Source organism: Micromonospora maris AB-18-032 (assembly GCF_000204155.1).
Lineage (GTDB): Bacteria > Actinomycetota > Actinomycetes > Mycobacteriales > Micromonosporaceae > Micromonospora > Micromonospora gifhornensis.
In genome coordinates this window covers 6025941-6052011 of the sequence record NC_015434.1, presented here as the reverse complement: position 1 = coordinate 6052011, position 26071 = coordinate 6025941, and the positions used below count along the sequence as shown (strand labels likewise).

The 26071-nt window shown below is 67.7% G+C and carries 33 protein-coding genes; 10 read left to right on the top strand and 23 right to left on the bottom strand.

Going from position 1 to position 26071, the window contains the following annotated elements; all coding sequences use genetic code 11:
- The first annotated feature begins 19 nt into the window (after positions 1-19).
- Together VAB18032_RS26805 and VAB18032_RS26800 are read left to right on the top strand one after the other, a co-directional pair.
- Positions 20-238, top strand: a complete 219-nt coding sequence (locus tag VAB18032_RS26805) for an FmdB family zinc ribbon protein (protein WP_013736067.1) — start codon at positions 20-22, stop codon at positions 236-238.
- 174 nt (positions 239-412) lie between these two features.
- Entirely contained in the window at positions 413-3217 is a 2805-nt protein-coding gene (locus tag VAB18032_RS26800; protein WP_013736066.1) for an ATP-binding protein, read from the top strand.
- A gap of 67 nt (positions 3218-3284) precedes the next feature.
- Here VAB18032_RS26800 and VAB18032_RS26795 read toward each other — a convergent pair whose 3' ends face one another.
- From VAB18032_RS26795 to VAB18032_RS26785, 3 genes are all read right to left on the bottom strand, one after another.
- Positions 3285-3821, bottom strand: a complete 537-nt coding sequence (locus tag VAB18032_RS26795) for a phospholipase (protein ID WP_013736065.1) — start codon at positions 3819-3821, stop codon at positions 3285-3287.
- A 191-nt stretch (positions 3822-4012) separates the two neighbouring features.
- The gene (locus tag VAB18032_RS26790) at positions 4013-4738 is read right to left on the bottom strand and encodes a methyltransferase domain-containing protein (protein ID WP_013736064.1); all 726 of its coding nucleotides are present in this window, start codon (positions 4736-4738) and stop codon (positions 4013-4015) included.
- Positions 4739-4819: 81 nt separating this feature from the next.
- Positions 4820-6457, bottom strand: a complete 1638-nt coding sequence (locus VAB18032_RS26785) for an ABC-F family ATP-binding cassette domain-containing protein (protein ID WP_013736063.1) — start codon at positions 6455-6457, stop codon at positions 4820-4822.
- 157 nt (positions 6458-6614) lie between these two features.
- On the opposite strand from VAB18032_RS26785, the gene VAB18032_RS26780 reads away from it, so the two are divergent.
- From VAB18032_RS26780 to VAB18032_RS26770, 3 genes are all read left to right on the top strand, one after another.
- The gene (locus tag VAB18032_RS26780; protein WP_013736062.1) at positions 6615-7367 is read left to right on the top strand and encodes an ROK family protein; all 753 of its coding nucleotides are present in this window, start codon (positions 6615-6617) and stop codon (positions 7365-7367) included.
- 112 nt (positions 7368-7479) lie between these two features.
- Complete coding sequence (locus VAB18032_RS26775; RefSeq protein WP_013736061.1) at positions 7480-7851, top strand: tetratricopeptide repeat protein; 372 nt, start codon at positions 7480-7482, stop codon at positions 7849-7851.
- A 115-nt stretch (positions 7852-7966) separates the two neighbouring features.
- Positions 7967-8221 (top strand): Smr/MutS family protein, encoded by a 255-nt coding sequence (locus tag VAB18032_RS26770; protein WP_013736060.1) that lies wholly within the window; start codon positions 7967-7969, stop codon positions 8219-8221.
- Positions 8222-8278: 57 nt separating this feature from the next.
- On the opposite strand, the gene VAB18032_RS26765 is transcribed toward VAB18032_RS26770, so the two are convergent.
- From VAB18032_RS26765 to VAB18032_RS26750, 4 genes are all read right to left on the bottom strand, one after another.
- Entirely contained in the window at positions 8279-9427 is a 1149-nt protein-coding gene (locus tag VAB18032_RS26765) for a tyrosine-type recombinase/integrase (protein WP_415878022.1), read from the bottom strand.
- 91 nt (positions 9428-9518) lie between these two features.
- Positions 9519-9713, bottom strand: a complete 195-nt coding sequence (locus VAB18032_RS26760; protein WP_013736058.1) for a helix-turn-helix domain-containing protein — start codon at positions 9711-9713, stop codon at positions 9519-9521.
- Positions 9710-9913: a hypothetical protein gene (locus VAB18032_RS26755; protein WP_013736057.1), complete on the bottom strand. Its 204-nt coding sequence runs from the start codon at positions 9911-9913 to the stop codon at positions 9710-9712. Before VAB18032_RS26755 ends, VAB18032_RS26760 begins: the two co-directional genes overlap by 4 nt.
- A gap of 88 nt (positions 9914-10001) precedes the next feature.
- The gene (locus VAB18032_RS26750; protein WP_013736056.1) at positions 10002-11543 is read right to left on the bottom strand and encodes a replication initiator; all 1542 of its coding nucleotides are present in this window, start codon (positions 11541-11543) and stop codon (positions 10002-10004) included.
- Between the two features lie 86 nt (positions 11544-11629).
- Between VAB18032_RS26750 and VAB18032_RS26745 the strand changes: the two genes are divergently transcribed.
- Positions 11630-12052: a hypothetical protein gene (locus tag VAB18032_RS26745; protein ID WP_013736055.1), complete on the top strand. Its 423-nt coding sequence runs from the start codon at positions 11630-11632 to the stop codon at positions 12050-12052.
- Positions 12053-12117: 65 nt separating this feature from the next.
- On the opposite strand, the gene VAB18032_RS26740 is transcribed toward VAB18032_RS26745, so the two are convergent.
- From VAB18032_RS26740 to VAB18032_RS26685, 11 genes are all read right to left on the bottom strand, one after another.
- Positions 12118-13008, bottom strand: a complete 891-nt coding sequence (locus tag VAB18032_RS26740) for a DUF2637 domain-containing protein (RefSeq protein WP_013736054.1) — start codon at positions 13006-13008, stop codon at positions 12118-12120.
- A complete protein-coding gene (locus VAB18032_RS26735) occupies positions 13005-13205 on the bottom strand; it encodes a hypothetical protein (RefSeq protein WP_013736053.1) in 201 nt (66 codons plus the stop codon). The genes VAB18032_RS26740 and VAB18032_RS26735 overlap by 4 nt, the downstream gene beginning before the upstream one ends.
- 12 nt (positions 13206-13217) lie before the next feature.
- Complete coding sequence (locus VAB18032_RS26730; protein ID WP_013736052.1) at positions 13218-13640, bottom strand: DUF3307 domain-containing protein; 423 nt, start codon at positions 13638-13640, stop codon at positions 13218-13220.
- On the bottom strand, positions 13637-13858 hold the full coding sequence (locus VAB18032_RS26725) for a hypothetical protein (protein ID WP_013736051.1): 222 nt from the start codon (positions 13856-13858) through the stop codon (positions 13637-13639). Before VAB18032_RS26725 ends, VAB18032_RS26730 begins: the two co-directional genes overlap by 4 nt.
- Positions 13855-14202: an RRQRL motif-containing zinc-binding protein gene (locus VAB18032_RS26720; RefSeq protein ID WP_043725863.1), complete on the bottom strand. Its 348-nt coding sequence runs from the start codon at positions 14200-14202 to the stop codon at positions 13855-13857. Before VAB18032_RS26720 ends, VAB18032_RS26725 begins: the two co-directional genes overlap by 4 nt.
- 755 nt (positions 14203-14957) lie before the next feature.
- Positions 14958-15260 (bottom strand): hypothetical protein, encoded by a 303-nt coding sequence (locus tag VAB18032_RS26710; protein ID WP_013736049.1) that lies wholly within the window; start codon positions 15258-15260, stop codon positions 14958-14960.
- Positions 15257-15778 carry a DUF6197 family protein gene (locus tag VAB18032_RS26705; protein ID WP_013736048.1) on the bottom strand — a complete coding sequence of 174 codons (522 nt, stop codon included), beginning with the start codon at positions 15776-15778 and terminating at the stop codon, positions 15257-15259. Before VAB18032_RS26705 ends, VAB18032_RS26710 begins: the two co-directional genes overlap by 4 nt.
- Before the next feature lie 82 nt (positions 15779-15860).
- Complete coding sequence (locus VAB18032_RS26700) at positions 15861-16046, bottom strand: hypothetical protein (RefSeq protein ID WP_013736047.1); 186 nt, start codon at positions 16044-16046, stop codon at positions 15861-15863.
- Positions 16043-16936, bottom strand: a complete 894-nt coding sequence (locus tag VAB18032_RS26695) for an FtsK/SpoIIIE domain-containing protein (RefSeq protein ID WP_013736046.1) — start codon at positions 16934-16936, stop codon at positions 16043-16045. The genes VAB18032_RS26700 and VAB18032_RS26695 overlap by 4 nt, the downstream gene beginning before the upstream one ends.
- Positions 16937-17055: 119 nt before the next feature.
- On the bottom strand, positions 17056-17988 hold the full coding sequence (locus tag VAB18032_RS26690) for a hypothetical protein (RefSeq protein ID WP_013736045.1): 933 nt from the start codon (positions 17986-17988) through the stop codon (positions 17056-17058).
- A 127-nt stretch (positions 17989-18115) separates the two neighbouring features.
- Positions 18116-18448, bottom strand: a complete 333-nt coding sequence (locus tag VAB18032_RS26685; RefSeq protein ID WP_013736044.1) for a hypothetical protein — start codon at positions 18446-18448, stop codon at positions 18116-18118.
- A 192-nt stretch (positions 18449-18640) separates the two neighbouring features.
- On the opposite strand from VAB18032_RS26685, the gene VAB18032_RS26680 reads away from it, so the two are divergent.
- Together VAB18032_RS26680 and VAB18032_RS26675 are read left to right on the top strand one after the other, a co-directional pair.
- Entirely contained in the window at positions 18641-19390 is a 750-nt protein-coding gene (locus tag VAB18032_RS26680; protein ID WP_043722000.1) for a helix-turn-helix domain-containing protein, read from the top strand.
- 26 nt (positions 19391-19416) lie between these two features.
- Positions 19417-19887, top strand: coding sequence for an NUDIX hydrolase (locus VAB18032_RS26675; RefSeq protein ID WP_013736042.1), 471 nt, complete (start codon positions 19417-19419; stop codon positions 19885-19887).
- On the opposite strand, the gene VAB18032_RS30970 is transcribed toward VAB18032_RS26675, so the two are convergent.
- A complete protein-coding gene (locus tag VAB18032_RS30970) occupies positions 19875-20429 on the bottom strand; it encodes an HD domain-containing protein (protein WP_013736041.1) in 555 nt (184 codons plus the stop codon). The two genes, VAB18032_RS26675 and VAB18032_RS30970, sit on opposite strands and share 13 nt — an antisense overlap.
- Before the next feature lie 232 nt (positions 20430-20661).
- Here VAB18032_RS30970 and VAB18032_RS30965 point away from each other — a divergent pair, with 232 nt between their 5' ends.
- Positions 20662-22011, top strand: coding sequence for an AAA family ATPase (locus tag VAB18032_RS30965; RefSeq protein WP_158309513.1), 1350 nt, complete (start codon positions 20662-20664; stop codon positions 22009-22011).
- Between the two features lie 47 nt (positions 22012-22058).
- A complete protein-coding gene (locus VAB18032_RS30960; protein ID WP_148272342.1) occupies positions 22059-22877 on the top strand; it encodes a DUF4435 domain-containing protein in 819 nt (272 codons plus the stop codon).
- 499 nt (positions 22878-23376) lie between these two features.
- Here VAB18032_RS30960 and VAB18032_RS32185 read toward each other — a convergent pair whose 3' ends face one another.
- From VAB18032_RS32185 to VAB18032_RS26655, 4 genes are all read right to left on the bottom strand, one after another.
- Positions 23377-23538 (bottom strand): hypothetical protein, encoded by a 162-nt coding sequence (locus VAB18032_RS32185; RefSeq protein ID WP_013736039.1) that lies wholly within the window; start codon positions 23536-23538, stop codon positions 23377-23379.
- A 304-nt stretch (positions 23539-23842) separates the two neighbouring features.
- Positions 23843-24841, bottom strand: a complete 999-nt coding sequence (gene tsaD / locus VAB18032_RS26665) for a tRNA (adenosine(37)-N6)-threonylcarbamoyltransferase complex transferase subunit TsaD (RefSeq protein ID WP_013736038.1) — start codon at positions 24839-24841, stop codon at positions 23843-23845.
- On the bottom strand, positions 24828-25448 hold the full coding sequence (locus tag VAB18032_RS26660; RefSeq protein ID WP_126711294.1) for an L-threonylcarbamoyladenylate synthase: 621 nt from the start codon (positions 25446-25448) through the stop codon (positions 24828-24830). Before VAB18032_RS26660 ends, tsaD begins: the two co-directional genes overlap by 14 nt.
- A 5-nt stretch (positions 25449-25453) precedes the next feature.
- Complete coding sequence (locus VAB18032_RS26655; protein ID WP_013736036.1) at positions 25454-26071, bottom strand: hypothetical protein; 618 nt, start codon at positions 26069-26071, stop codon at positions 25454-25456.

Below are 26071 nucleotides of genomic sequence, written 5' to 3'. Positions count from 1 at the left end.
CCGGTCGTACCCTGATGTCATGCCCCGGTACGAGTTCCGTTGCCGCGCCTGCGGCGACACCTTCGAGGTCAACCGCCCGATGGCCCAGGCCGGTGAGCCGGCGTCCTGCCCCGCGGGGCACACCGACACGGTCAAGCTGCTCTCCACCATCGCCGTCACCGGCCGTGGTGCGGGTGCGGCCGGTGCCGCGCCGGCGCCGTCCGGTGGTGGCTGCTGCGGTGGCAGCTGCGGTTGTTAGCCCGCTTCCGTACGGTTTTTTGCAGCGTCAGTTGCTGAAAAGGATGATGACTGTCTTGCCCGGACGCCCGGTCTGATGGCACCTTGGGGCGTAGCCTCGGCCGACCGTTCTCGCGATGCGTGACGATTCGGCTTCGTGAAGTATGAGGTCGAGGCCAGGGGGGAGGTGCCACGGGTGTCGTCACGGATCCACCTCCCGAGCGGCTGGGTGACGTTCGTCTTCACCGACATCGAGGGTTCCACCCGACTGGCACAGCTGCTCGGCCCCGGATACCGGCCGGTGCTGGCGGAACACCGCCGGCTGCTGCGCCGCACCATCGCCGCCACCGAGGGGGCGGAACTGCTGACCGAGGGCGACTCGTTCTTCCTGGCCTTCGGCGACGCCGGTGCCGCCCTGACCGCATGCCTGACCGCCCAACGTGCGCTGCGCGAACACGAATGGCCCACCCCGGAGGCCGCGCCCCGGGTACGGATGGGCCTGCACACCGGTTGGGCCGAGCCCCGCGACGGCGAGTACGCCAGCCCCGAGGTGCATCGGGCCGCCCGGGTGGCCGCCGCCGCCCATGGCGGTCAGGTGCTCTGCTCGGCGGCGACCGCGCAGCACGCCGATCCGTTGCCGGCCGGTGCGTCCCTGCTCGACCTCGGGCTGCACCGGTTGCGCGGTTTCGACGACCGGGAACGCCTCTTCCAACTCGTCGCCGCCGGACTGGAGCTGCAGTTCCCGCGGCCGCGTACCGCCGACGCGGAAGCGCACAACCTGCCTGTCCAGGTCACCTCGTTCATCGGCCGGCAGGCCGAGCGAGCCGAGCTCCGCCAGCTTGTCGCCCGGCATCGCCTGGTCACCGTGCTCGGTGCCGGTGGCGGTGGCAAGACCCGGCTGGCCGTGGAACTCGCCACCGACCTGGTAGAGGAATACCCGGACGGTGTCTGGTTCGTCGACATCGCCTCGGTCACCGACCCGGGGTTGGTGGCCTTCGCGATCGCCGCCGTGCTCGGGCTGCGTCCGGAGCCGGGCCGCCCCATGGTCGACACGCTTGTGGAGTACGCGGCCAACCGCCGGATGCTGATCGTGCTGGACACCTGCGACGCCCAACCGGCGGCCTGCGCGGACGTGGTGACCCGGTTGCTGGCCGGCGGGGGTGGGGTCCGCGTGCTGGCGACCACCCGGGAACCGCTGGCGCTGCCCGGTGAGGTGGTGTGGCGGATCCCGCCGCTGTCGGTCGACCCGTCCCCCGACGGTACCGAGAGCGATGCGGTCGCGTTGCTGCTGGACCGTACGGCGGCGGCCCGGGGCGGCCGACAGCCGGATCCGGCGGAGTCTGCCGACCTGCGTCGGGTGGTACGGCGGCTGGACGGTCTGCCGCTGGCCATAGAGCTGGCCGCCGCCCGACTGCGGGTGCTCTCGGTCGGGCAGCTCGCCGAACGGCTCGACGATGTGCTCGGCACCCTCGACGCCGGTCGGGACGACCCACCGTCGTCGGCCGCCGGTGTGCCGGTCGGCAGCTGGGGTGACGGCGCCGGAGCCGCCGAACACGACCGGCCGGAGCGGTCGGCGCGGACGGCGGTCGAACGGCACCTGACCATGCAGGCGACCGTGACCTGGTCGTACCGGACGCTCGGCCCACGCGCCGCGCGGCTGCTGCGCTGGCTGGCGGTCTTCGCCGGCCCGGTGGATCTCGACACGGTGGAGTGGCTGCTCGGCGACGATCCACTGGACCCGCTCTCGGTGCTGGTGGACAAGTCCCTGGTCCTGGCCGAGCCGCACGCCTCGGGCTACACCTACCGGATGCTCGATCCGATCCGGGCGTACGCGGCCCGCCGGCTGATCGAGGCCGGCGAGGAGCAGGACGCCCGGAACCGGCACGTGGCCTGGTCCGTGCACGCTCTGGAGCAGGCCCATCTCGGCGCCGACGGGCAACCGGTGACCCTGTCGCTGTACTCGCTGGATCCCCTGGCCGGTGAGTTGCGCGCCGCCCTGCGCTGGTGTGCCACCGGTGGCAGCGCCCGGATCGGGCTGCGGTTGGCCGGCGGCCTGGAGCAGTGGTGGCGTGAGCGTGGGCTGGCGCGGGAGGGTCGGCTCTGGCTGTTCCGCCTGTACAGCCGGATCGCGGAGACCGGCGAGGTGATCCCGGAGGGGGAGCTGGCGGCGGCGTACCACCTGCACTCACTGCATGCCGGCGCCGACGGCGAGTACGCCGAGGAGCTGCGGTACTCGCAGCGGGCGGAGGCGGCGGCCCGGCAGGCCGGCGACGTCGGCCTGCTGGCCCGGGTGCTCGCCGGACGGGCCGCCGCGCTCGTCGACATGGGGCAGTTCGCCGAGGCCGAGCGGATCTGCCGGGAGGTCATCGACTGGGCGCACGACCAGGGGGTGGAATCCGAGGCGCTGTTCGCCGTGTGTCGGCTCGCCGAGTTGCTGTGGCTGCGCGGCGCGTTGGACGAGGCAGCGGAGCTGCTCGGTGCGGCCCGACCGGTCGAGGCGGCCCGGCCGGTCGAGCGGGGCCGCCGGTCGGTGGACATGCTCCTCGGCATGGTCGCCCTGGCCCGCGGTGACCTGGTGGCCGCACACGAGCACCTGCTGGCGGCGTTGCGCTCCCGGATGAACCACGGCTTCCACGGCCGCGCCTGCGACACGTTGAACGCCATCGCCGTACGCTGTGCCGTCGGGGGTGCGCCACTGACCGCGGCCCGTCTGTTCGGTGCGGCGCAGGCGACCCGGGCGAGTCTGCGCTCGACGCCCGGGATCTACGACGCCTACTGGACACAGCAGCAGGTCGCGCTGCGACGCGTCCTGGGCGACGCCACCTTCGACGAGGCGTACGGCGAAGGTGCCGAGTTCGGCCTGGACGAGGCGGTCGCGTTGGCGCTCGGTGTCGAGCATCCGGACCTGGCGGCCGATTCCGCGCGCTTCGCGGGACGGGCCGGCGCCGGTGTGCCCCGCCAGTCGGCTGCCGCTGCCGATCGCCACAGCGAACACGCCTGAAGCGGTTCGTCTCACCCTGTTCACACCGGCACCGGGCCCCGGTCGGGGACCCGGTGCCGGTACGCGGTCAGAGTCGGGCGTGGCGCTCGGCGTCGGCCTTCATCCGGGCGGCCCGGTCGATGTCGGCCTGTTCGACGGCGGCAACCGAGCCGAAGATGGAGACGGCCTGGTAGTAGGTCCAGGCGAGGCTGGTGCAGGCCGGCCGGACGACGGAGTTGTAGGTGGCGCAGACCCGCTTCAGGTCCTCGTAGAAGGCGCTGTCCAGGCGGGACTTGTTGGCGCTGAACTGGCCGACCGCCTTGTAGTTGCGGTAGCCGAAGTCGTGCCGGAAGCAGGAGAGGGAGAAGTTGAATCCGAGCGGGTTGTCCGGGCTGGACGAGCAGTAGTCGGTGGACCAGTCGAACTTGTACTCCGCCCAGGCGGCGCGGTTCTGCCGGGCCGAGTTCCAGGCGTTGTAGCTGCTGACGCTGGTCTGCGTCCAACTCGACAGCACGGACAGCTTCTGTGCCGGAGTGACGGCCGCTGCCGCGGGGGAGGCGGTGGCGAACGCGGTGAGCAGCGCGAGAATGCCCGAGGTGAGGAGGGTGGCGAGTCGTTTGAGCACGAGGGGGACCTCCGCTGGGGGTGTGCGGTGGACGGGTGGTTACCGGTGAGTCACCGGCTTCATCAGTGTCGATCAATGCGCTGGCGGCTGGGTGTTACTCGCGGGAAATATTGATGACCTGCGCTGAAACAGACGAATGCCCCGGGAGCCAGGTGCTCCCGGGGCATTCGCCACCAGCGTGGCGTGCCGGCCTAGTCGAAGAAGCGGGCCAGATGGGTGGGGGAAGGGCCCTCGTCATCGGGCCCGAGCGGGGTCAGGTCCGCAAAGATCGAGGCGCCGTCGGTGCCGGCGTGCAGCGGATACCAGCGGGGTGTGCCCGGTGGACGCATGACGCAGACACCCTTGATCGTCTGCACGTCCAGCAGGCGGACATGAGTCGGATCGGCCACCGCGTTCACGTGGCCCCACCACGGGCTCATCACGTGCAGTACGCCGCCCGGGCGGAGCACCCGGTGGCATTCGTCCAGCAGCGGCAGGAAGTCGATCAGGTGCTCCAGGATGTGCACCGCGAAGAGCACATCCACGGAGCCGTCGGCGAGCGGGAGCGAACCCGACAGGTCGGCCACCGCATCCACCCCGGGCGCCGGGAAGATGTCCAGACCCAGGTTGCCCGGCCACTGCTTGGTGGCCCCGCACCCGAGGTCCACCACCACCGGATCGCGCCCGCCCACCCGTACCCGGCACCAGATGCCGAAGACCCCGGCCAGCCGGCCGACTTGGTCGCGTACCAGCCGTAGCTGCGCCGGCTCGTCGACCTCCCCGGTCAGGTGGGCGACACCCCGGTCGAAGCGCACCTCGACCCGCAGCGAGCGCAGTCGATCGTCGTGACCGACCTGGTCCGCCCACGCCTCGGTGAGGAATCCGTCCACCGCCCGCAGCCGCTCGGCCGAGGGCGGAGTGTGTGCCAACGCCACCATCCAGGCCACCTCCGGCCGCCCGTTACCCGGATCTGTGACCGGTATGCGTCGGATGTCCCAGAAGATGCCGCGCGCCTCGGCTCAGGACTCCACGATCCGCCCGGCGGTCACCTCCAGCCGGCGGTCGAGGCGTACCGCGTCGAGCATCCGTCGATCGTGGGTCACCAGCAGCAGCGTGCCCGGGTAGCTGTCCAGCGCCGATTCCAGTTGCTCGATGGCCGGCAGATCCAGATGGTTGGTCGGCTCGTCCAGCACCAGCAGGTTGACCCCGCGCCCCTGCAACAACGCCAGGGCGGCCCGGGTGCGTTCACCGGGCGACAACGTCGCGGCCGGGCGCAGCACGTGCTGCGCCCGCAGACCGAACTTGGCCAGCAGCGTCCGCGCGTCGGCGGGCGACAGATCCGGTACGGCCGCCCGGAAGGCGTCCAACAGGGGTACGTCCCCGAGGAACAGCCCTCGGGCCTGGTCCACCTCGCCCACCACCACCCCCGGGCCGAGCGCGGCCTGACCGCCGGTCAGCGGCAGTCGGCCGAGCAGGGCACCCAGCAGGGTCGACTTGCCGGACCCGTTCGCCCCGGTCACCGCCACCCGGTCGGCCCAGTCGATCTGCAGGTTCACCGGCCCGAGAGTGAACTCGCCCCGACGTACCACGGCGTCGCGGAGGGTGGCCACCACGGCGCCGGCGCGGGGTGCGGCGGCGATCTCCATCCGCAGTTCCCACTCCTTGCGCGGCTCCTCCACCACGTCCAACCGTTCGATCAGCCGCTCGGTCTGCCGGGCCTTCGCGGCCTGCTTCTCGCTCGCCTCGGAGCGGAACTTGCGGCCGATCTTGTCGTTGTCGGTGGCCTTGCGCCGGGCGTTGCGGACACCCTTGTCCATCCACGACCGCTGGGTCCGGGCACGCGCCTCCAACGACGCCTTCGTGTCGGCGTACTCCTCGAACTCGGCGCGTGCCTGGCGGCGCGCCACCTCCCGCTCCTCCAGGTACGCCCCGTACCCGCCGCCGAACTGGTTGACCTGCTGCTGATGCAGGTCCAACTCCAGCACCCGGGTCACCGTGCGGGACAGGAACTCCCGGTCGTGACTGACAAGCACCGTGCCGGCCCGCAACCCGGTGACGAACTGCTCCAACCGGTCCAGCCCGGCCAGATCCAGGTCGTTCGTGGGCTCGTCGAGCAGGAACACGTCGTACCGGCTGAGCAGCAGTGAGGCCAGCCCGGCGCGGGCCGCCTGACCACCGGAGAGGCCGGTCATCTCCTGATCGAGGTCGACGGTGAGCCCCAACTCGGCGGCGACCTCCTCGGCCCGCTCGTCCAGATCCGCCCCGCCCAGGCCGAGCCAGCGCTCCAGGGCGTCCGCGTAGGCGTCGTCCGCGCCCGGCGTACCGGCGGTCAGCGCTTCGGTCGCCGCGTCGAGAGCGGCCTGCGCGCCGGTCACCCCGGTGCGCCGCGCCAGGAACGCCCGTACCGTCTCGCCGGGTCGCCGATCCGGCTCCTGCGGCAGGTGCCCGATGCTCGCGCCGGGCGGGCTCACCGTGACGCTGCCGGCCTCCACCGGCAACAACCCGGCAAGGGTACGCAGCAAGGTCGACTTGCCCGCACCATTGGGCCCGACCAGGCCGATCACGTCACCCGGAGCCACCACCAGGTCCAACCCGGTGAACAGGCTCCGGTCCCCGTGCCCGGCGGCAAGATCCTTGACGATCAACGTGGCGCTCACAAGCAGCCGAGCCTACCCGTGGACCCGTCAGTGGTCGCCGGATTAACCTCCCGGCCCGTCCCTCGTCGCCCACCTGCCGCCGGCTTCGCCTGTCGGTCGGGGGTGGTTGCGGTGACCTGCCGTGCCAGCCGGCGGCGCACGAGGCAGACTCACGGTCGTGCAGACCACTCTGGCGATCGACTGCGGCGGCGGTGGGATCAAGGCGTCCGTGCTCGACGGCGCGGGCACCATGCGGGCGCAACCGCTGCGGGTGCCCACGCCGTACCCGCTGCCGCCGGAACTGTTCGTCAAGACCCTGCTCGACCTGGGGACCCGGCTGCCGTCGGCGGACCGGGTCACGGTCGGGATGCCGGGCATGATCCGCCACGGCGTGGTGGTCGCCACCCCGCACTACGTGACCCGCTCCGGCCCTCGCAGCCGCGTCGACCCGACACTGCTCGCCGAGTGGTCCGGGTACGACGCGCGCACCGCCCTCGCCGGCGCGTTCGGGCTGCCCACCCTGGTGCTCAACGACGCCGAGGTGCACGGTGCCGGGGTGGTCGCCGGTACCGGCTGCGAACTGGTGCTGACCCTCGGCACCGGGCTGGGCAGCGCGCTGTTCGACGGCGGGCGGCTCGCCCCGCACCTGGAGCTGTCGCACGCCCCGGTGCGCTGGGGCACGACGTACGACACGTACGTCGGCGAACCGGAACGCCGTCGCCTGGGCGACGCGTTCTGGTCCCGGCGGATCCGGCAGGTGGTGGAGGGGCTGCGCCCGGTGTTCCGCTGGGACCGGCTCTACCTCGGCGGCGGCAACTCCCGACTGATCCGCCCCGAACAGCTCGCCCGGATGGGTGACGACGTGGTCGTGGTCCCGAACAGCGCCGGCATCGTCGGCGGCGTCCGCGCCTGGGACCTCGCCCCCGTGTAAGGGCCCCTCGCCCGCCGCCGGGGCCCGCAAGGAGCGGCCGGGGAACACTCGCGGTACGTCCGGTGTTGTGCCAGCGTCGGGACAGTGCTGCGGCACGGAAGGGGTGGTCGGAGTGGATCTTTTGACCGAGTACCGGCGGGCGACCCTGTTCTTCGAGTCGGGCGACCCGACCGGAGCGGCCCGGCTGCTCGAACCGATCATCGAGGCCGAGCCGGACAACGCGGCGGTACGGCAGCTGCTGGCCCGGGCGTACTTCCAGTCCGCTCAGCTCGGCCGCGCCGAGGAGCACCTGCGGGAGCTGGTCGACCGCAACCCCAGCGACCACTACGCCCACCACGTGCTGGGCCGGACGCTGGAACGGCTCAACCGGCACACCGACGCGCTGCGTCACCTGCGCATCGCGGCGGCCATGCACAACGCCAACAACGACTACACGACCGCCCTGCGGCGGGTCGAGACCCGGCTCGGCGCACGCGCCCGCTGAGCACCGGCAGATCCGAAGGGGCAGCCCGCACGGGCTGCCCCTTCGGCGCGTCCGGACCGGCCACCGCCCTGCCTACCATGGCTCCCAAGGGAACCGACCGGACGGTGGACGCGGCATGAAACTGAAGCTGGACCTGCACGACATCTTCAACAAGGGCCACGACATCGACCGCGCGCTGCGCGGGATCATGGACGAGGCGGTGGCGAAGAAGGCCACCCTCGTCGAGATCATCCCCGGCAAGGGCTCCGGCCAACTCAAGAAGCGGGTGCTGCGCTTTCTCGACCAGAAGGACGTCAAGCAGCTCTACCACCGGGTCGAAAAGGACTCCAAGAACTTCGGCCGCCTCTTCGTCCACTTCCGCTGGAAGTAGTGACGAAATCACCTTTGACCTGCACTTTCGGGCGCTGGTAGGGCCGCTGAACCATGATCATGCCGTCTCCAGGCCGTCAGTGGCGCTGGAGTCGTTGTCGGCCTGGTCCTCGCCGAGTGCCCTGTCAATGGCGCGTCGGGTGCGGTCCTCACTGGCTGGCAGCAGGTGCGTGTAGGTCCGGAGGGTGAAGCCGGGGTCGGCGTGGCCCAGGTACGCCGACAGGGCCTTGATGCTCTCTCCGGCGTCGAGCAGTACCGAGGCGTAGGTGTGCCGGAGTACGTGCATTCCGTTGTGCCGGTCGTCGGGGATGCCTGTCGCGCGGACCGCCGGCTTCCAGACTCCGGAGTTGAACATCGAGCGCGTGAGCGCCGTCCCGGCCGGGTTCGTCAGGTACAGCTCGACGGTCCGAGGCTCGCCGGTCAGAGAGCCCCACGGCAGCGTCACCGCAACAGGTTGGCAGTCCTGAGCGTGTTTCCGGAGCCTGCCCGCGACCGAACTCGGCAGGGGGACCTCCCGGGACTTGCCGCCCTTGGGTGGAGCGAAGATCAGCACGCCGCGAACGAGCTTGATCTGACGGGTGACGTGTAGAACCGGCCGTGTCGGGTCGATGTCGCCGGGACTGACCGCGAAGATCTCGCCCTGCCGTAGGCCGCAGCCCGCGCCCAGGTCCACCGCCACCCGGTACCGGAGAGGCAGGTTCTCGCGGAACGCGGCCAGCCGGTCGACGGACCACGGCACGACCCTGGTGGGGGCGGGTTTGGGCCGACGGATGCTCTTGGCCGAGAAAGGGTTGCTGACAATCTTTCGGTCATCAACGGCAGCGTTGAAAATCATCGACACGTCCGTGAAGAGGACCCGGCGGTAACCGACTGACAAGCCGGACTCCTGTATCCGGCGTGCCCATTCCCGGATGGTGGCGGGTTGAATCGAGGCCATCGGCTTGTGACCGAGGACCGGGTAGACGTGCAGTCGGAGTTCGTACTCGATACGGTCGCGGGTCAGGATGTCGGTGGTGGCGGCGGCGAGCCATTCGTCGGCGTACTGTTTGAAGGTGGTGCGGCCGGCGTCGGGATCGACGTACGTTCCTTTGAGGATGTCGGCCTGGACGTTGGCGAGGAACGCCTGTGCCTCGCGTTTCTTCCGGTCGGGGAAGGACTGCGACTTCTCTTTGCCGTCGGGGGCGATGTAGCGGACCCGGTAGCGCATTCCCTGTCCGCATTCGGGCTTGGGTTCCTGCCGGGTTTTGCCGTCGGGGCCGACGATGCTGCGGTACCAGCGGTCAACGATGTGGGCCATGTCAGGCCGCCTTGGACTGCTCGGCGAACCAGGCGCGCACGACGTCGGGGTCGTAGCGCAGGTGTCGGCCGACACGGGCGGCGGGTGGGCCGTACTTGCGTTTGCGCCACTGGTAGAGCGTCTGCACGGGGACCCGCAGGTAGGCGGACACGTCTTCGATTTCCCAGAGCGGTTCCGGGGTGGCGGGTGGGGTCATCGGGGCTCCTTCCTGGTGAGGGTGATGTAGGCGCGGCTTTCGCCGCTGTAGCCGGCGGGGCGGGTGCTGGTGCGGCAGGTGACCCGCTGGTGGCCGTAGTGGGCGGTGAGTTGGGCCGCGATGGTCGCGGCGTGGGCGGTGACGGTGGCGGTCGGTCCGATGAGGCGGACCGCGATCAGGGGTCGGGGACGGGTGGGCATAGTGAGGCTCCTTCCTGCTGGCCGGTTGCTTTTGTGTGTCGCTGTGGAGTTGTCAAGGAACGGCTTCACGGGCGTTGACACGTACGTGTCAAGCGGCCAGGGGTTGGGCGGCGGTCCGGTGGTGGTCCGCCTGCTCGTCGGCGAGGGCGTCGAGTCCGGCAAGGTGTTGGGCGCGGGCCATGGCGGCGGCGGTGTTGGCGAGTAGGGCGTCTCCGGTGGTGATCCAGCCGGTGGCTTGGTAGCCGAGTTCGTAGATGACTCGTTCGGCTTGTTCGTCGTCCCAGGTGTGGGGGTGGCCTTCGGTGCGTCGCCAGATGGTGCGCTGCATGCGCAGGAAGCCGAGGGTGACGGAGAAGGCGCGGCTTTTGGTGGTGATGTGGCCGCCGTAGCCGAACTGGTGCGCCCAGCGCCGTAGCCGCTGGTAGTCGGGGTGTTCGCCGAGGTCCCAGCAGGCCCGGATGAGTCGGCCGAGGTGCGTGGTCGGGTCGCCGTGGATTTCCACGGACAGGTCGTCGACGCGGCGCAGGTTCAGGCCGGTGACCTCGGTGCTTTTGGTGACGTACTTGGCGATGTAGCCGGTGATCTGGGCGAGGTTGACCTCTCCGCCGGGGGCGTTGACGTGTTTGATGTCCAGGCCCTTGTCACCCCAGGCGATCCGCCATCCGTGCCCGTCGTTGGCCGGGTGCGGGTTGGAGGTGTATGCGGTCTTGACGAAGGCGGCCTGCACGGCGTCGGCGAACATGTCGCGGGTGATCACGGGTGGGGGTGGGACGACCGCGCCGGGGCAGTCGGGATTCTCACCGTCGAGGCGGATCAGGGCGTGGTAGTGGACGACGCCGCGTACCTGGAATTCGTAGACCTTGATGTAGCGGCGGCGTAGCTCGACGCCGTGGGCGCGGCCGAGGCGGCGTAGTTCGCGGTCGACTTGTTGGATGGTGCGGCGCCACAGTTCGGGTGCTTCGTGGTTCCACACGACCTGCCCAGCGTGGTCGTAGCAGTCCAGACACAGCGGCTGTCCGAGCTGGCTGTCGCCGGCCTTGTGTCGGTTGCCGCAGCGCACCTCTACGCCGTGGGGGCAGGTGCGGCCGAACGGGTGGCAGACGGCGGGTCGGCAGGTGCAGCCGTCCTTACGTCGGCAGTCGGCGGCGTGGACCTTGACCACCCGGTGATGCACCGGCCCGAAGGACGGCGCGGTGGCGGTCAGGAAGATGGCGATGTGTTCGTGCAGCGGGGGCAGTCCCCACCGGTCACCTTGCAGCCCGGCTTTGATCAGGTGGAACGTGTCGCGGCGGTACAGCTCAGCGCAGGACGGGCAGACCGAGGCCCGGCGGTTGCCGCAGGGAGTGTAGATCGCGCCGTCGGGCATGTCGTCGGTGTCGACGGTGGCGACCCGGTTGCCGTCGCCGTCGGTGACGTGGATCTGCCCGGCGAGCCGGATCGGGTGCTTGCACGCCGAGGCCGCCCGAACGTGGTTGAGCCAGTCGGGGTAGTCGGGGTCCTGGGCGCGGGCGCGTCCGGAGGCGACGGTGCGGGGGTCGTGGCCGCGTACCCAGCCGTCGTCGGCCGGGTTGCGGGTGGTGCGGGTGGGGGTGGCCCACGGCCAGTACTCCGCCGTATCGCGGATAGGCATGCCTGACGTAGCACTCATGCGGCAGCCCCGAGAGGGCACGACGCCAGCAGCCGCGCCGGCGGCCGGCAGCGTGAGAGGCTGCGGCGATGCGAATCAACTCGCGGGCGTTGGACTACTTCCACCCAAAGCCGTGGGACGTGATCGCCGACCAGATCGGCAGGTACACCGCCCACCATTCGCCGTTCATGGCAGAGATCGTGGACAGCATCCGAGCCTGTGGAGCGGCGGGCCGTCTGGCCGGATTCATGTCGATGCACGACCTGGCCGTCACCCCGGTGCCCGTTCCGTCGCAGGGACCGATCGAAGTGGTCTGGGTACGGCCCCAGCCTCACAGCGGTGCTCCCGAGGAGCGCGAGGTTCTGATCGAGCACTATGCCCCAACTGGTCACGACGATCGGATCTGGAGACCAGGCACCGAAGCCGTGGCGCTGTTCTGGCGCTTCATGATTGAAAAGTTCGGCATCGAGCCGAATCGTGCCGACAACCGAGATGGGGCTTCGGCGAGCTAACTCGGCGCATGCTCCCGTGCCCGAAACCGTGGTGGTTTCGGGCACGAGAGGCAGCGTCGAGGAGGTCACGCGGTGGCTCCGACGGCGGTGCCGTTGTGGGTCTTGTTGGTGGCGGTGGGAGTGTTGGTGTTGAGGGCCGTGAGGATGTCGGCGGCCGTGTTGGTGGGTACGCGGAGCCGGACGGCGAGTTGGCCGGCGGTGATGGGCTCACCGTGGGCTTTCTCGTGTGCGGCGGCGACGATCCGGGCGTTGGGCAGCAGCGCTGCCGGTGGGCCGGTGGTGACCGTCGCGGGTACCGGGGTTGCCGGGGTCGGGTCCTTGTCGGTGGTGTCCGGGGTGGGCTCGACCGTCGTCGCGGTTCGGGTGTCCTCGCCAGAGGTGGGCAGGTTGATGGGTTCGGGCGTCGGTTCGCTGGTGGGTTCGGGGTTGGTGGCCGGGGTCGCGGCGGCCGGGCGGACCTTCGGTGAGGCCGTGATGTCGGTTGACGGGGCCTCAGCGATGGTGGCCGGCGCAGGTGCCGGGACGGTTTCGGTTGGCCGGTTGGCGTGTTTGTTGGCGAGTAGCGCGGCGGTGGCCTTGAGCATCAGGCCATCGACGGCGAGGGGACCGAGCCAGACGACGAGGGTTTCCTCGTTGTAGTGGTCGAGTAGTCCGGACAGGTGCCGGTAGGACACGAACGCGGCGACCAGGGCCACGGGCGGGAAACCGACCCAGCGGAGCAGGTTCCAACCCAGACCGGTCGGCCAGGGGGTGCGGGCAAGGATCTCGATGGCGATGAACAGGAACAGCGGCCACACGATCGCGGAGACGACCTTGCCGGGTTCCGGCGACCAGGCGGCCGGAGCATTGTCGGGGGCGATGAAGGAATGGGCGATGTTCGCGGCGACGGACACGAGTCCGCCGAGGGCGAGGCCGAGGTAGGCCCAGCCGCGCGAGGAGCGGTTAGTGGTGGTCATGACGCCGCCTTGTCGGCGGGGGTGAAGAGGGAGAAGGCGATGACGAAGGGCGCGGTGTAGCCCTGGGTACGCAGGTGCAGCGTGACGAGCTGCACGTCCTCGACCGAGCTGATCGGCCGGGCGGTGGGGTAGTCCAGCGCGGTGAACTGAGTCTCGCCGCTGGTGGTGTGGGTGAAGGTCAGCATGTAGCGGTACACGGCGGAGTCCTTTCAGAGGCAGGCGATGAGAAGGGCGGAGATCCAGAGGCACGCGTAGTGCAGGGACTGGTCGGCGAGGTACATGCCGCAGACCGGGGTCTGTCGGTCGGCGAAGGCGGCGGAGCCGGTGAGGCGCAGGATGAGTCGGACCGGCCAGCGGCGGTCCAGCAGCGCGTGAGTGATGGCGGAGAACGCCATGCCAGCGGTGAGTCCGAGCGCGGACACCGGCAGGTCGAGTAGGGCGAGGGTGGCGGCGAGCATGGCCGCGATCGTCAGGTGGTAGGTGGCGACGTGGATGAGCAGGTGTCGCCAGCCGGTCCAGCCGGGGTCGGCCTTGTGTGAGGCATCGGAATCGGTTTGCACGATGTGGTCGGCGAACTGGTGCGCCGGGATGAGCACGGCCGTGACGACCGCGAAGAGCAAAGCCGAGTTCATCGGGCACCTCGCTGCTCGCGGAGGTACTGGTCGACGGCACCGTGGAGGTAGTCGAGGTTGCGAAAGCGTTGGTGATCCATTCGTCTGGTGAGTTGGTCGCGGCGACCGCAGTAGTAGGCGCGGACGGCAGCGGCAGCGCGCAGGCCGCACAGCAGTGAGATGAGCAGGGCCGTAACACCGAGCAGGGTGAGGACGAGCGTGAGCCGCTCGGGGGTCATTGGGCACCTCCGGGGGAGCAGTCGAAGCACTCGCCGAGCGAGCGCCGCAGGTAGTAGGGCTTGACCTGGCCGCAGGTGGGGCAGGTACGCCGCGCGATCAGCGCCTTGTCGATGGCGGCACGCTGTGCCGCAGTGGCGGTCCGCTTGGGCAGCGCGAGGTCGAGTCGGTAGAGGTAGGCGACGCGCTTGCCGCGCCGCCACATGATTTGGGCGGCGGGTTCCTGGCCGCCGGGGCGTAGCAGCCGGGCACGTAGTTGCCGGCGGGTGAGTAGCCCGTCGGGGGCGAACTTGAAGGGGTAGGTCGGCAGGCCGTAGCGCTCGCCGGTCGGGTCGTAGAAGACCATCGGGTCCTCCGAGTCGTCGTCGGCCTGGTCCTCGCCGCCGTTGCTGGTGGTGAGGGTGGGGTGTTCGTAGGTGTCGCGGTCGATGTCCTCGGGCAGGAACGCCGCGCCGCAGGCGGCGCAGACGATCGGTGCCTCTTCGAAGGCGGTTTGGGAGATGCGCAGCTTGCGCGGGCACTCGCATTCGCAGGAGATGCCGTTGTTGTTGTTCGTGCGGGTCTTGGCTTCCCCGGTCGGTTCGGGGTGCCGGTAGAACCGCAGCGCCTTGCCGAGTCCGGTGATGGTGGCCCGGTAGCGGGCGCGGGTGAGGTCGGTCAGGGTGCAGGGCGAGTAGCCGAGCTTGTCGTCCTTGGTGGTCGACATGCCGAGTTCGGCGGCGAGGGTGGCGAATTTCTTGTTGTGCCAGCGGCCCTGCCGGGAGGTGTCCTGGATGCCTCGCACGTCGGCGAGGGCGTGGGTGGCCTCGTGCAGGAGGGTGGTGAAGATGGCTTCCGGTTCGCGGGACAGGCCCTCACCGGAGATCAGGACTTCCGGCAGTTGCTGGTCGCCGGCTTGCCAGCGCAGGGCAGCGAAGTGGCCCCAGGTCATGCCCTGATTGGGCTTGGTGGGCGAGCCGGAGCCGACGACGATCACGACTGCCGGGACTTCGGGGTGTTGGGTGCGGATCGCGGTCCAGCAGGATTCCAGCGCGGTGATGAGCGCGGCGGTGGAGATGTCGTGGTGAGGCGTTGGGGTCGGGTCGGTGATCGGGGCAGCAGTCATCGGGTCACCTCGGCGGGAAGCGCGGTCGACAGCCGGTTACCGGTCAGGTCGGCGAGTTGGTTGGTGGTCAGGGCGTCGATCGCGCCGGGGATTTCGTGGCGGCGACGGCGCAGCAGAGGCCGCACGACAGCGGCGGTCGGGCACAGCGGTGCCTTCTCGCTGTAGGGGTGGCCACAGCCAGGGCAGATGACGGGTACGGGAAGACGGGCCGGGGTGTGGTCGGCCCAGAGGGTGACGAGTTGGGCGACGGTGACGCCCATGCCGGAGGTCAGCAGCCGGCGGTCAAGGCGGGCGGTCATTGGGCGGCCCGCCAGGCGAGGAAGCCATCACGGGTCGGGTTCTTCTCAGCCCACACGCAGGCGTCGGCGTAGGTTTCGAGGTCGTCCTCGGTGGCGTGGGTCCAGTCCCACTCGTCTGCGGTGGCACCCAGGATGTCGATGACCTGCGCGACGGTCCGCCACGGGTCGTCGTTCCAGTCGGCGACGATCTGCGTGTCGGCGCAGCGAATCACATCCGGTTCAGGAACGTATCCGTCCTGACGGAGGAAGTCGGCCAGGTAACCGATGGTGATGTCTCGCAGCGTGGCGGCGATGCCGTCGCTGTGACCGTCGATGGCGGCGGGGTAGCCGTAGATGGCGGCGGTGATCGCCCCAAGCGGGCAGGCCGGCGGGAAAGCGGCCTGCTCAGCCAGTTCGTAGGGGACGCCTTGCGTCCAGCCACGCAGTTCGAGGTAGCGGGCGGCGCAGCGCAGGATGTCGGCCGGGGTCAGGTCGGCCAGCGCGCCGGGGGTGGGGTCCGGTTTTTGGGTAGGGTTCATGGCGGCCACGTCCTTTCGTGGGCGGTGGTTGGGTCGGCGGACCGGGCAGCTTTCTCAGGGCCTCGGCCGGTCCGTCGGCCGTCTATCGGTGGTGCAGGTGGAGCCGGAGGAACACCCGTTGCCTGCCGTCGTCGGTGGCAGTGGGTGCGGAGCGGAACACGAGCGAGCCCGTACGGCGGGCGATGTCGGTGAGTGCGGCGATGTCGTCGCCGTCGCCGATGAGCACCAGGTCGAGGACCCGCGTGGCGGGCTGCGTCGTCGTCTTCATGCGGCAGCCCTCGCGGGGTTGGTGTGGTCGGTGGTGAGGCTGTTGGTGCGGCGGCGGGTCCAGGTGGCGTAGTCGGCCACGCGGATGATGTCGGCGTCGGTGAGGTAGGCGGCCTTGACGAGGGTGGGGATGCCGCCTTCGGCGATGAGGTAACCGGCCCCGTGGTTGTTGGGGTCGACGGTGTTGGAGGAGAAGCCGCGGGCGGCCCAGCCGTGCCCGAGCACAATGTCGCTGGACACGTCGGTGGTGCAGCGGCCCGCGAACCGCCACGCGAACAAGTCCCGCAACGAGGTGGGGATGATGTCCGACGACGGGCGCTGAGTCGCGGCGGCCACGATGATGCCGACGGCGCGGCCACGGGCCACGATGTCGCGCAGCAGCGCGGCGAACAGCTTCTGCGTCTTCTCGTCTCCGGCGGTGGCGGAGAAGTAGGCGATCTCGTCGCAGGCCACGAGGATCTGCCCGAACACGTCGTGCGGGCCGATCTTCCGGCGGCGGCGGGCCTTCAGGAACGTGTAGCGGTTGTCCATCACGGTCTGCACCCGGCGCAGGGTGCGGATGGCGTGGTCGATGTCCGGGCCGACGAATACGTCGCAGGCGTCTTCCCACAGCCCAAGTTCGACCTGCTTGCCATCCAGCAGGCAAAGCCGCACATCCGCGCACAGCGCCGCATGCCCGACGATCGTGTTCAACAGGCTCGATTTGCCGGAGCCAGGCTCACCACCGATGAGGATGTTGCGGTAGATCATCGGCAGGTAGACCGGCTGACCGAACTCATCAATGCCGAGGAACACCGGGTCGAAGATGGACAACCCAGCGTCGACCGGCACCGAGTCCGGCGGGCCCGGGTGAGCGTGTGCGGGTAGTTCCAGGGTGTCGGTGAGGTCCATGACCTGTGCTCCCAGGGGATGGGTTGACACGTACGTGTCAAAGGTGGGCAGGGGAAGGACAGGCGCGGACGCTTGACCCGTAGGTGGGTGCCTGGTCCGCGCCATCCCGGTGAAGGTGGTTAGGCGTAGTCGGAGGGGTCGAACCCGGACGGGCTCGCATCGGTGGTCGACGGGTTGCGCGGTTTGCGCGGCCGGGGCGGGTCCGCCGGCACGGTGGCGGGGTGGTCCGGCACGTCGGGCAGGTCGAGGCCGACAGGCGGCATGCCCGGAGAGGTCGGTGCGTTGGACGGGATGTCCACCGGCACGTAGTCCGGCAGCGGCGACACGATCGTGTGCGCCAGCGGCTCACGGCGGGTGACGTCCACCCGCACCAGCGCCGCGTACTTACGGGAAGCGCGCATCACACGGACCTCGTTGGCCCAGCACGCCACGGCCAGCTTCTGCACCTGACCATCGGCTTCCAGGTCCCGCAGGGACAGGCCAGGACGAAGCCACACCCAGACCCGTTCCCCGGCCGGGGTCGGACGGGCGAGCAGGATCAGCGGCAACGACCCGTGTCGGTTCGTGGCAATGAACGCCGCGAAACACAACCGCAGCCGATGCCGCACGATCAGGCACCACGACCAGGCGACGATCCGACGGCGAACCGGGCCAATCCCGGCCGGCATACCCACGACCAGGGCGACGACGAGCAGCGACAGCCACAGCGGTGTCGCCTGCATCAACGCGACCCAGCCGTAGACGACGGCCAGACCCAGCAGGATCTCCGGCAGCCAGTGCCAGAAAACACGCAGCACCGGCCACGCCACGATCAGCACGAACACGACCGCGCCCAGGACGACGCCGAGTAGGACGCCGGCCAGGGCACCCAGGATCGGATGCAGGTAGTGAGACGCCACCGTGGCGGCGAGCAGACCGATCACGGTGGAGGTGACCCAGAAAGCGATGACGGCCCGACGACGGTAGGAGCGGGCGATCGGGGCCTCGATGACAGTGACAGTCCCACCACGGTTCGACCAGCCGAACGGGGACCGCGAACTAGACTTGCGCACGACCAGTCCTCCCAACTCAGGGAACCGGATTTGTTGACAGGACGCGGGGTCGCAGACGACGCCAATCACCAGCGACCCCGTGTCCACCCATCGAATGCGTGTTGTAGAGCCGGTCGTGGGACCGCTACTACTTGGTGCCGGTCTCGATCGGACGCAACCCCGAGGCCCGGAACGCCACACCCGAACGGACCTTGCCGTCCCGGTCGTTGACCCAGGGCAGCGCCTCCAGGTCCACCGGCAGCACCGGCTGACGCACCGCCACCGGCGGCACCGTCGGGCTGACCACGGTCACGTTGATGACCTCCGCAATGCCCTCCGACAACGCGTACAGGTGCACCGTCCACATCGGCTGCTTCGTCTCCCGGTCGAACTTCTGCTGACCGTTCTGGTCCAGCTTCGGAACCGGGTTCACCGACACCTCGTACGACACACGCGACGTGTCCAGCATCAGACGTCCCATGACTGACTCCTTCGTTTCGTGAGCCGGGCCCCTATCGGTGGGCCAATCGCGTCCCCTCTGGACGGCAGCTCCTGTGCAATCAGGGTGCGTCGATCGGTAGTGACGAGTTCACCACGAGACATGGACGAGTAGGGACGTCCTTGCTAGGGTTAGTCGTCCCTCTAATCGTCCCTCTTTCCGGCAGGAGTCGCCGTGCCGAACGATCGCCTACGCAGCGGGATGCTCAAGAAGGGTCTGACGCCGGCCACGCTCGCGGACAAGCTCGGAGTCGATCCGAAGACCGTCGAGCGGTGGGTCACGCAGAGCCGGAATCCGTATCCGCGTTACCGCCACTCCATCGCCGAGCTGCTGGACGAGAGCGAGGCGTACCTCTGGCCGGACGCTTTGCCGACGCAGCGAGCGATGCAGGTCAGCCAGTCCGAAGTCGTCCACATCTACCCGCGCCGCGGCGCCGTGCCGACCGACCTCTGGCAGCAGCTACTGGAGAAGGCCACCCGGCAGGTCGGCGTCCTGGTCTACGGCGGGCTGTTCCTGCCTGAGTTCAACCACCGGTGGGTGCCGACCCTGCGAGAGAAGGCGCTGGCTGGTGCCCAAGTGGAGTTGCTGTTCGGCGACCCGGAGGGCAAGCACGTTGCCGAACGGGGAGACGACGAAGGTATCGGCGTGGCCATGTCGACCAAGATTCTGAACGCGTTGGCCTTCTACAAGGACCTACGAGACCTGGACACCGTCGGCATCTACTACCACGACACGATCCTCTACAACTCCATCTATCGCTTCGACGACGAGATGTTGGTCAACACCCACCTCTACGGCACACCGGCCGCCTACGCGCCGGTACTGCACCTGCGCCGGCTTGGGGGCGGGGACCTGTTCGACAGCTACGTCGCCAGCTTCAACCGCGTACTAGGCAAGAAGCGGGCCGTCTGGCCGGAGTACTGAGCCGCCGGAGGTGAGAGGCTAGAGCTATGGCCCGGATCGAGCATTTTAACAACCCGAACGCCCCGAGGCCGAACAGCATCGTGGTCGCCGTCACCGTATTTGTTCAAGATGAGCAGAGCCGGGTGCTGCTCATCCAGCGCACCGACAACGGCTTGTGGGCCCTACCCGGCGGTGCCCAGGACTTCGGCGAGTACATCGCCGAGACGGCCGTACGGGAGACGCGCGAGGAGACGGGCATCGAGGTCGAGGTGACCGGCGTAGTCGGGATCTACACCAACCCTAACCATGTTGTGGAATACAGCGACGGCGAGGTGCGGCAGCAGTTCTCAATCTGCTTTCGTGGCCGCTACCTGAATGGCGAACCGAAAACCAGCGACGAGTCATCGTCGGTCGAGTGGGTAAGCCGACAGGAGCTGATTGGACTGCCCATCCATCCGTCTATGCGGCTTCGCATCGACCATGGGTTCGAACTTTGTAGCACACCTTATATCGGCTGACCGGTAATGCGCGAGCATGTCCGCGCTACAGCGCGGAGGAGAGGAGCTTCTGCCTGAACCCAGAAGCGAGTCACCAGGTCATCGGGGCCGTAGCGTTGGCGAATCTCGGATAACCGCTCATCAACGGTAAAGTTTTGACCGTCAGGGCCAGTCGTCATGTCCGCGTACCACAAGGCATCGGATGTGGACGACTCCTCCTGAGGAAACTCGGAAAGTAGCGCATCCCTCAGCCCGCGTTCGGCCGCCTCGTACACGGCGCACGAGTGGTAAGCAACAAGGCTAGCAAGGCGTGTTTCATAACCCTCACGTACGAGCCAGCGCGCGCCGTCCAGCGCGTGGAATCCAGTGTCCACTATCCCCGGCGCATAGCCAATATCGTGAAGCCACGCCGCAGCTGCTAGTTCCTCCACGTCCGCGCCCACGAGTGGACCGATGGACGCAGCCTTGGCGGCCACGGCTCGTACGTGGCGCCACCGGCGTGGAAGGGCAACAGCGAGGTTGCGCTCCGCAGCCTCTGCCGCACGAAGAAGAAGTGACCCCATAGCACGATCCTAGGTCTTCCCAAATCGTCCCGCTAGGTCGTCGCTTGAGGGCTAGAAGGACGAGACGGAAGGCTAGCCAGGAAGCGGTGTGCATGAAACGCTGGGCAGTCCCGGCCCGTAAGGACAAAGCCTGACGAGCCGGCTCGGAGTGCCTTACGCGGGTCTGATCGTGTCGCGACTCGCAGACTAGCGTGGAGTGTGGGTATAGATGAGAAACCTTACAAGCGTAAGTGTGAGGAACCTCCTCGGCGCATTCGATCATCACTTTGATTTCCCGGAAATCTGGGAATTCGTCATCCTTCATGGCCCGAACGGAATCGGCAAGACGAAGCTCTTGGAGCTAACACACGCCATCCTGCGGGGAGAGTTGGCCGGGGTCCATAGCATCCCCTTCACCTCGATCGCCATGACGTTCAGCGGAGGTTCAACTCTCACTGTGCAGCGGGCGAACCGGTCTCAGAGTGTCCATAAGAGGACCTCTAAGCGGAACAGTGTCGCATACAAGGAGAACTTGTACGGCAGTCACCTACTTTTCCGCTACAGCGAGGGTGTGGCTGAAGTTAAGCGCTGGACGGAACCTATTCTCCAGGATTCGGAAAGCGCCACGTCTTCCGTAAGTCCTCGCGACAGACTTGCGATTGAAACGACGTTGTGGATGATCCAACAGCAACGGGATAGCCCTCTGGACCCGTGGCTCATACGGGAGTACATGCGGTCGACTCATGGCCGACCACGTGACGATGAGCGTCACCCTGCGTATCGAATGCTGATCGAGGATGTCAACATCCATCTCATCGAGACTCAGCGGCTGCTGGACTTAGCTTCGTATTCTAGCAAATCTAGTGAAAAGTTCGGATCTGGCACCAAATCCAGGGCTGAGTCCTATTCGGCAGATATTGCCCGACGTATCAAAGAAGTGCTTGCAGAGAGTTCGCCCGTTTCGCAGGAACTAGACCGTACCTTTCCCGCACGCGTTCTCACTGGCGAGGAGCAGCCAGAGCCACCTGACGATGCAGAGCTCCGGGAGGAGTACTACCGCCAGGCTCGATTGCGGGAGCGACTGGCTCAGATCGACCTACTGGAAACAGCCCCAGAGATAGCGCTACCCAAGGTTCTGTTGCCCTGGCAGAGCCGGGTTCTGTGGACCTACTTGCAAGACTCGGATCTCAAACTCGACCTCTTCGAGGGCTTCCTAGCGAAGCTTGAGCTGCTTATTGAGATTGTGAACTCCCGATTCTTGCACAAACACCTGCGTATCGATCGCGACAAGGGGTTTGTCTTCGAGACGGCCCAGGGCGAAGTAGTGCGACCTGAGCAGCTCTCATCTGGCGAGCAGCACGAGTTGGTTCTGTTTTACGATCTCCTCTTCCGCGTGAAGGCCGGCAGCCTCGTACTGATCGACGAGCCCGAGATTTCGCTTCATGTCAGCTGGCAGAGGGAATTCCTGAACGACATTGTGCGGGTAGCTCGGTTGACATCCCTCCGATTCGTAGTGGCAACGCACTCTCCCCAGATCGCCCACAAATGGATTGAAAGAACGGTTGCGCTCCGGCCGGGCAGAGATCGCGAGGTGGAGGCGTGAGTCAAGCCAATGAGTTGGTTGATTCTCTGACCCCAGAGGTCTTACTCATGGAAATCGAGATGCAGCGAACCAGGGATCAACGGACGATCATCCTGGTCGAGGGTGCGAATGACATCGCAGTTCTTGAGCCCCACCTCGACAAAGGCGAGTGTTGGCCCCTCCCGACCGGCGGCAAAGTAGCGCTGCTTGCAACCATCCGGCTAGTCAATGAGAACAGATTTAAGCGCGTCCTTGGAATCGCGGACCGGGATTGGGAAGGGGTACGTGCAGCTGCCGTTCGAATCCCAAATATCATCTACACGGACTTTTATGACATCGACGCTACGGCGCTGTTCTCTGGCAACGTGTGTCAGCGAGTCGTGTCGTCCCATTGTGACGGCCGAACTGCTGAATCACAACTAGCCGCAGCGGGTCAAACCGATCCACTGGCGGTCGTTGTCGCGATTGCCTCTGAGGTGGGCCTCCTCAGATTGCTTAACATGGAAAACCAGTGGGGAATCAAGATTCGGGACTTTCCGACTCATGACGTAATTGATACGGCGAGCCTGCAGGTCTCGCGTACCAGATTGGCGATAATCGCCGCAGGCAGAAGCAGGGGTGCGGTTCGCGCGGATAAAGTGGCTGCGGAGTTGAGTGCCTGGACCTGGGGAGCTTACAACCGTCGCGACTTCTGCTCTGGACACGATCTAATTTCAGCCCTCTCGTTCATAATGAAGAACCTCTGGGGCGGCAAGCATGTGGGGTCTGAGACCGCCGGGAGGGCTATCCGGGCAGCCTTTTCGTGTACCGAATTCAAGGCAACAAAGCTCTACGCAGAGGTGAAGAACTGGGGCGCTACTAGAGGGGTTTCTATCTGGTGCTGCTAACAGGGTGATTCAGGTACGATCCCAGGTGATGTGAGAAATTTCTGTACGTGTTCAAGGCGGCCCGCTTCGCAGGCCGCTCGCGCCGCCGAACCAGGGCCGGGCCTGCCGGCCCGCCGCCGCGCCTCTGGCCTTCGGCCGCCAGCGCGACGGTTCCAGCCCACCGGCGGCGCGACATATGACGAAGCCCCGGGCCGCCATGGTCGGTGGCAGATCCGGGGCTTCATGCATGGGGTCACAAGAGCAGTGCCTCCGGCGGGGCGCTCGGGCACTCTGGGATGGTTGGCCATCCCGACAACCTTCGTCCGGGCAGAGCCGAGTGGGTGGGGCCTGCCTGGTCAAGGTCGTTCAGACGGTGGTGTGCTCCACCTTGACCAGGCAGGCCCCACCCACTCCACAGAGTGCGGACGAAGGCCGACGGGATGGCTACGAGGCGCAATTGGGTCAGTCGAGCGATGGGCGGCGGCGTAGGGATTAGCCCACGCCGCCACCGGTCACCAGTTCAGCGACGGCGGATTGTCCGCCGCGACCCGGAGAACGACTCGGCGATCTTCGGCAGATCCTCACGCCGCGCCCGGTGCGCTATGTAGAGCCAGACGGCCGACCTGGCGACCGCAGCCACGACGAACGCGATGGCAAGCGGGGTTCCGATTTCGGGCAGCACCGATTTCCCCTCCTTAGGGGTTCGGCGCTTTTCCCGAGGATGAAGGTGGGCTGACCGTTGCCCGCGCACCGGGAAGGCGCATGACTGGATGGAGCTAGAAGTAAGGTCGCGTCAAGGTTAGCCGACGAGGGGACGATGTTTCGCACCCGTCCAAGATCATGCCGTTGCCAGGCCGCCGGAAGGCAGCCGACGGTGACCAACGTTGACCAGACCTGACGGATGTAGCACCAGCTCACGGCCGCACTTGCCCGTTTTGGTCGACTGCGTCCCGTCCCTAGATCAATACCGCTGGAAATAAAGCTGGTCAGTACTGTTCGATGCTCAGCCTCGACGTGGGAGCCAGGTCGGTGCCCTGGCCGGCTCGTACGTAGTCCCAGGCCGCCAGTGCGATCATCGCGGCGTTGTCCGTCGACCATTTCAGCGGCGGCAGGCACAGCTTGACGTCAAGGGATTCGCACAACTTGCCGGCGACCTCTCGCAATTGCGGGCTGGCCGCGACACCACCGACGATGACCAGGGACTCGGAGGGGTATTCGACGAGCGCGCGCTCGCATTTCTGGGTGAGCACGTCGAGGCAGGCGGCCACGAAGGAGGCCGCGACATCCGCGGCTTCGAGGTTTGGATCGCTTTCGAGCAGGCGGCGTACGGCCGTCTTGAGCCCGGAGAACGAGAAGTTGAGGCCGTCGCCGAGCATGGGACGGGGCAGCCCGAAACGGTCCTGCCCCTGCAGCGCCAGGCGGTCGATCACCGGGCCGCCCGGATAGCCCAGGCCGAGCATCCGCGCCACCTTGTCGTACGCCTCGCCGACCGAGTCGTCGCGGGTGGAGCCGACCAGGGAGATCGTGTCCTGATCGCGCATGTGGGCCAGCAGCGTGTGGCCGCCGGAGACGAGCAGGATCAGCGCCGGGTAGGAGACCCGGCGCTCGTTCAGGTCGGCGCTGCGCAGGTGGCCACGCAGGTGGTTGATGCCCAGGACCGGAAGTCCCCAGCCCTGTCCGAGCCCGCGCGCGGTGTCCACGCCCACCATCAGCGAGCCGATGAGGCCGGGGCCGCGGGTGACCCCGATGGCCCGCAGATCCTTCGGTCGGATGCCTGCGTCCTCGATCGCCATCCGTACCGCGGGGATCGCCTTGTCGACGTGGGCGCGGCTCGCCACTTCCGGATAGACCCCGCCGTAACGATTGTGGAGGCTGGCCTGCGAAACGATGACCGACGACAAGACCGTGCCGTCCTCCGCGACCACGGCAGCCGCCGTGTCGTCGCACGAGGATTCAATTCCCAGAATCAACTCACCGGTCGACATTCAGCATCCTCAGGATCTCGGTTTCGGACACCACCCCGACCCGTTCCACGACGGGTGGATCTTTTCGGCAGTTCACCAGTGTGGAAGGAACTTTGGACAGCGGCCCTCGGTCAACTGTCACATCGGGTTCGAACAGCAGCGAGGACAGGATGGATGGCACGTTTTCGTGGGTCGGGCCACCGCTGATGTTGGCGCTGGTGACCAGGAGCGGCCCGGTCTGCGCCAGGATGGCGAGCATCGCCGGATGCGCCGGGATGCGCACCGCCACCTCGTCCCGCCCCGCCAGCCAGGCCGGACGCCGGCCGTCCTCGACGAAGCCGACCGCCAGCGTGAGCGGGCCGGGCATGTACGGCGACGCGAGGCAGCGCGAGCACGCCTCGTTGATGTCGACTCCCAGCTCGCTCAACTGCTCGCCGGAGCCGACCATGACGGGAAGGTTCTTCTCCCGGGGCCGGCCCTTCATGGCGAACAGTCGGTCGATCGCCGTCGGGCTGTCCGGGCGTACCGCGAGCCCGTAGACGGTGTCCGTCGGCAGCAGGGCGACCCCTTCCGCCAGGATGATCTCCGCCACCCGAGTCAACTCGTCCGAAGACCCAGAAATGGACATGCTCCTCACGCGGCCCCTCGGTCGGTGGATTGGAGAGGAATGGTCTCTGGCGCATGATGACCCAGGAACATCGCGCCCGCTGCGGCCAGGATGTTCGGCGCCTGGTCAGGGGTCGCACGGGCCAACGCGGCCTGGACGAACAGGATTGCCGCCCGCTTCTCACTCAGCCGTTCCGCCGCGATACGTGCCTGCTGGTGTACCCGGAAGACGAAGAACGAATGCGTTGCCAGGGCGGCCAGCGCGGCGGCGGCCAGCGCCGTCAGCTCCTTCTCGGGGAACTTCAACCAGTAATGACCGGCGAACGTCGCCGCGAGGACGGCCACGACGGATGCGGGCAGCAGAAAGAAGCCCTGCCGGTACTGCGACCGGGCGATGTTCTGCCACTGCGTCGACTCCTCCTGCATCCCGGCGAGGAGCGAGATCCATTCCGTCCCGACCTGCCGGCCGGGCAGTTCCGCGAGTTTGAGCGGCACCCCTTGGTAGAGGCCCTTCAGCAGCCGTGCAGCCTCTCGCTCGGTCAGTTCTTCCTTCTGATAACGCGCCAGGACCTGGTCGACATCGGAGTCATCGACCAACGCGCTCTTGCGGGCCTGCGCGATCAGGTGTTGAAGGTCTTCCTCCAT

Excerpts from the sequence above, each read along its gene's own strand:
- VAB18032_RS26805 (WP_013736067.1), top strand. The coding sequence starts at position 20 with ATGCCCCGGTACGAGTTCCGTTGCCGCGCCTGCGGCGACACCTTCGAG.
- VAB18032_RS26790 (WP_013736064.1), bottom strand. The coding sequence starts at position 4,738 with ATGGTGGCGTTGGCACACACTCCGCCCTCGGCCGAGCGGCTGCGGGCG.
- VAB18032_RS26770 (WP_013736060.1), top strand. The coding sequence starts at position 7,967 with ATGAAACTGAAGCTGGACCTGCACGACATCTTCAACAAGGGCCACGAC.
- VAB18032_RS26765 (WP_415878022.1), bottom strand. The coding sequence starts at position 9,427 with ATGCGCTACCGGGTCCGCTACATCGCCCCCGACGGCAAAGAGAAGTCG.
- VAB18032_RS26760 (WP_013736058.1), bottom strand. The coding sequence starts at position 9,713 with ATGACCCCACCCGCCACCCCGGAACCGCTCTGGGAAATCGAAGACGTG.
- VAB18032_RS26755 (WP_013736057.1), bottom strand. The coding sequence starts at position 9,913 with ATGCCCACCCGTCCCCGACCCCTGATCGCGGTCCGCCTCATCGGACCG.
- VAB18032_RS26750 (WP_013736056.1), bottom strand. The coding sequence starts at position 11,543 with ATGCCTATCCGCGATACGGCGGAGTACTGGCCGTGGGCCACCCCCACC.
- VAB18032_RS26745 (WP_013736055.1), top strand. The coding sequence starts at position 11,630 with ATGCGAATCAACTCGCGGGCGTTGGACTACTTCCACCCAAAGCCGTGG.
- VAB18032_RS26740 (WP_013736054.1), bottom strand. The coding sequence starts at position 13,008 with ATGACCACCACTAACCGCTCCTCGCGCGGCTGGGCCTACCTCGGCCTC.
- VAB18032_RS26730 (WP_013736052.1), bottom strand. The coding sequence starts at position 13,640 with ATGAACTCGGCTTTGCTCTTCGCGGTCGTCACGGCCGTGCTCATCCCG.
- VAB18032_RS26725 (WP_013736051.1), bottom strand. The coding sequence starts at position 13,858 with ATGACCCCCGAGCGGCTCACGCTCGTCCTCACCCTGCTCGGTGTTACG.
- VAB18032_RS26720 (WP_043725863.1), bottom strand. The coding sequence starts at position 14,202 with ATGGTCTTCTACGACCCGACCGGCGAGCGCTACGGCCTGCCGACCTAC.
- VAB18032_RS26710 (WP_013736049.1), bottom strand. The coding sequence starts at position 15,260 with ATGACCGCCCGCCTTGACCGCCGGCTGCTGACCTCCGGCATGGGCGTC.
- VAB18032_RS26705 (WP_013736048.1), bottom strand. The coding sequence starts at position 15,778 with ATGAACCCTACCCAAAAACCGGACCCCACCCCCGGCGCGCTGGCCGAC.
- VAB18032_RS26700 (WP_013736047.1), bottom strand. The coding sequence starts at position 16,046 with ATGAAGACGACGACGCAGCCCGCCACGCGGGTCCTCGACCTGGTGCTC.
- VAB18032_RS26695 (WP_013736046.1), bottom strand. The coding sequence starts at position 16,936 with ATGGACCTCACCGACACCCTGGAACTACCCGCACACGCTCACCCGGGC.
- VAB18032_RS26685 (WP_013736044.1), bottom strand. The coding sequence starts at position 18,448 with ATGGGACGTCTGATGCTGGACACGTCGCGTGTGTCGTACGAGGTGTCG.
- VAB18032_RS26675 (WP_013736042.1), top strand. The coding sequence starts at position 19,417 with ATGGCCCGGATCGAGCATTTTAACAACCCGAACGCCCCGAGGCCGAAC.
- VAB18032_RS30970 (WP_013736041.1), bottom strand. The coding sequence starts at position 20,429 with ATGGGGTCACTTCTTCTTCGTGCGGCAGAGGCTGCGGAGCGCAACCTC.
- VAB18032_RS30960 (WP_148272342.1), top strand. The coding sequence starts at position 22,059 with ATGGAAATCGAGATGCAGCGAACCAGGGATCAACGGACGATCATCCTG.
- tsaD (WP_013736038.1), bottom strand. The coding sequence starts at position 24,841 with ATGTCGACCGGTGAGTTGATTCTGGGAATTGAATCCTCGTGCGACGAC.
- VAB18032_RS26660 (WP_126711294.1), bottom strand. The coding sequence starts at position 25,448 with ATGTCCATTTCTGGGTCTTCGGACGAGTTGACTCGGGTGGCGGAGATC.
- VAB18032_RS26655 (WP_013736036.1), bottom strand. The coding sequence starts at position 26,071 with ATGGAGGAAGACCTTCAACACCTGATCGCGCAGGCCCGCAAGAGCGCG.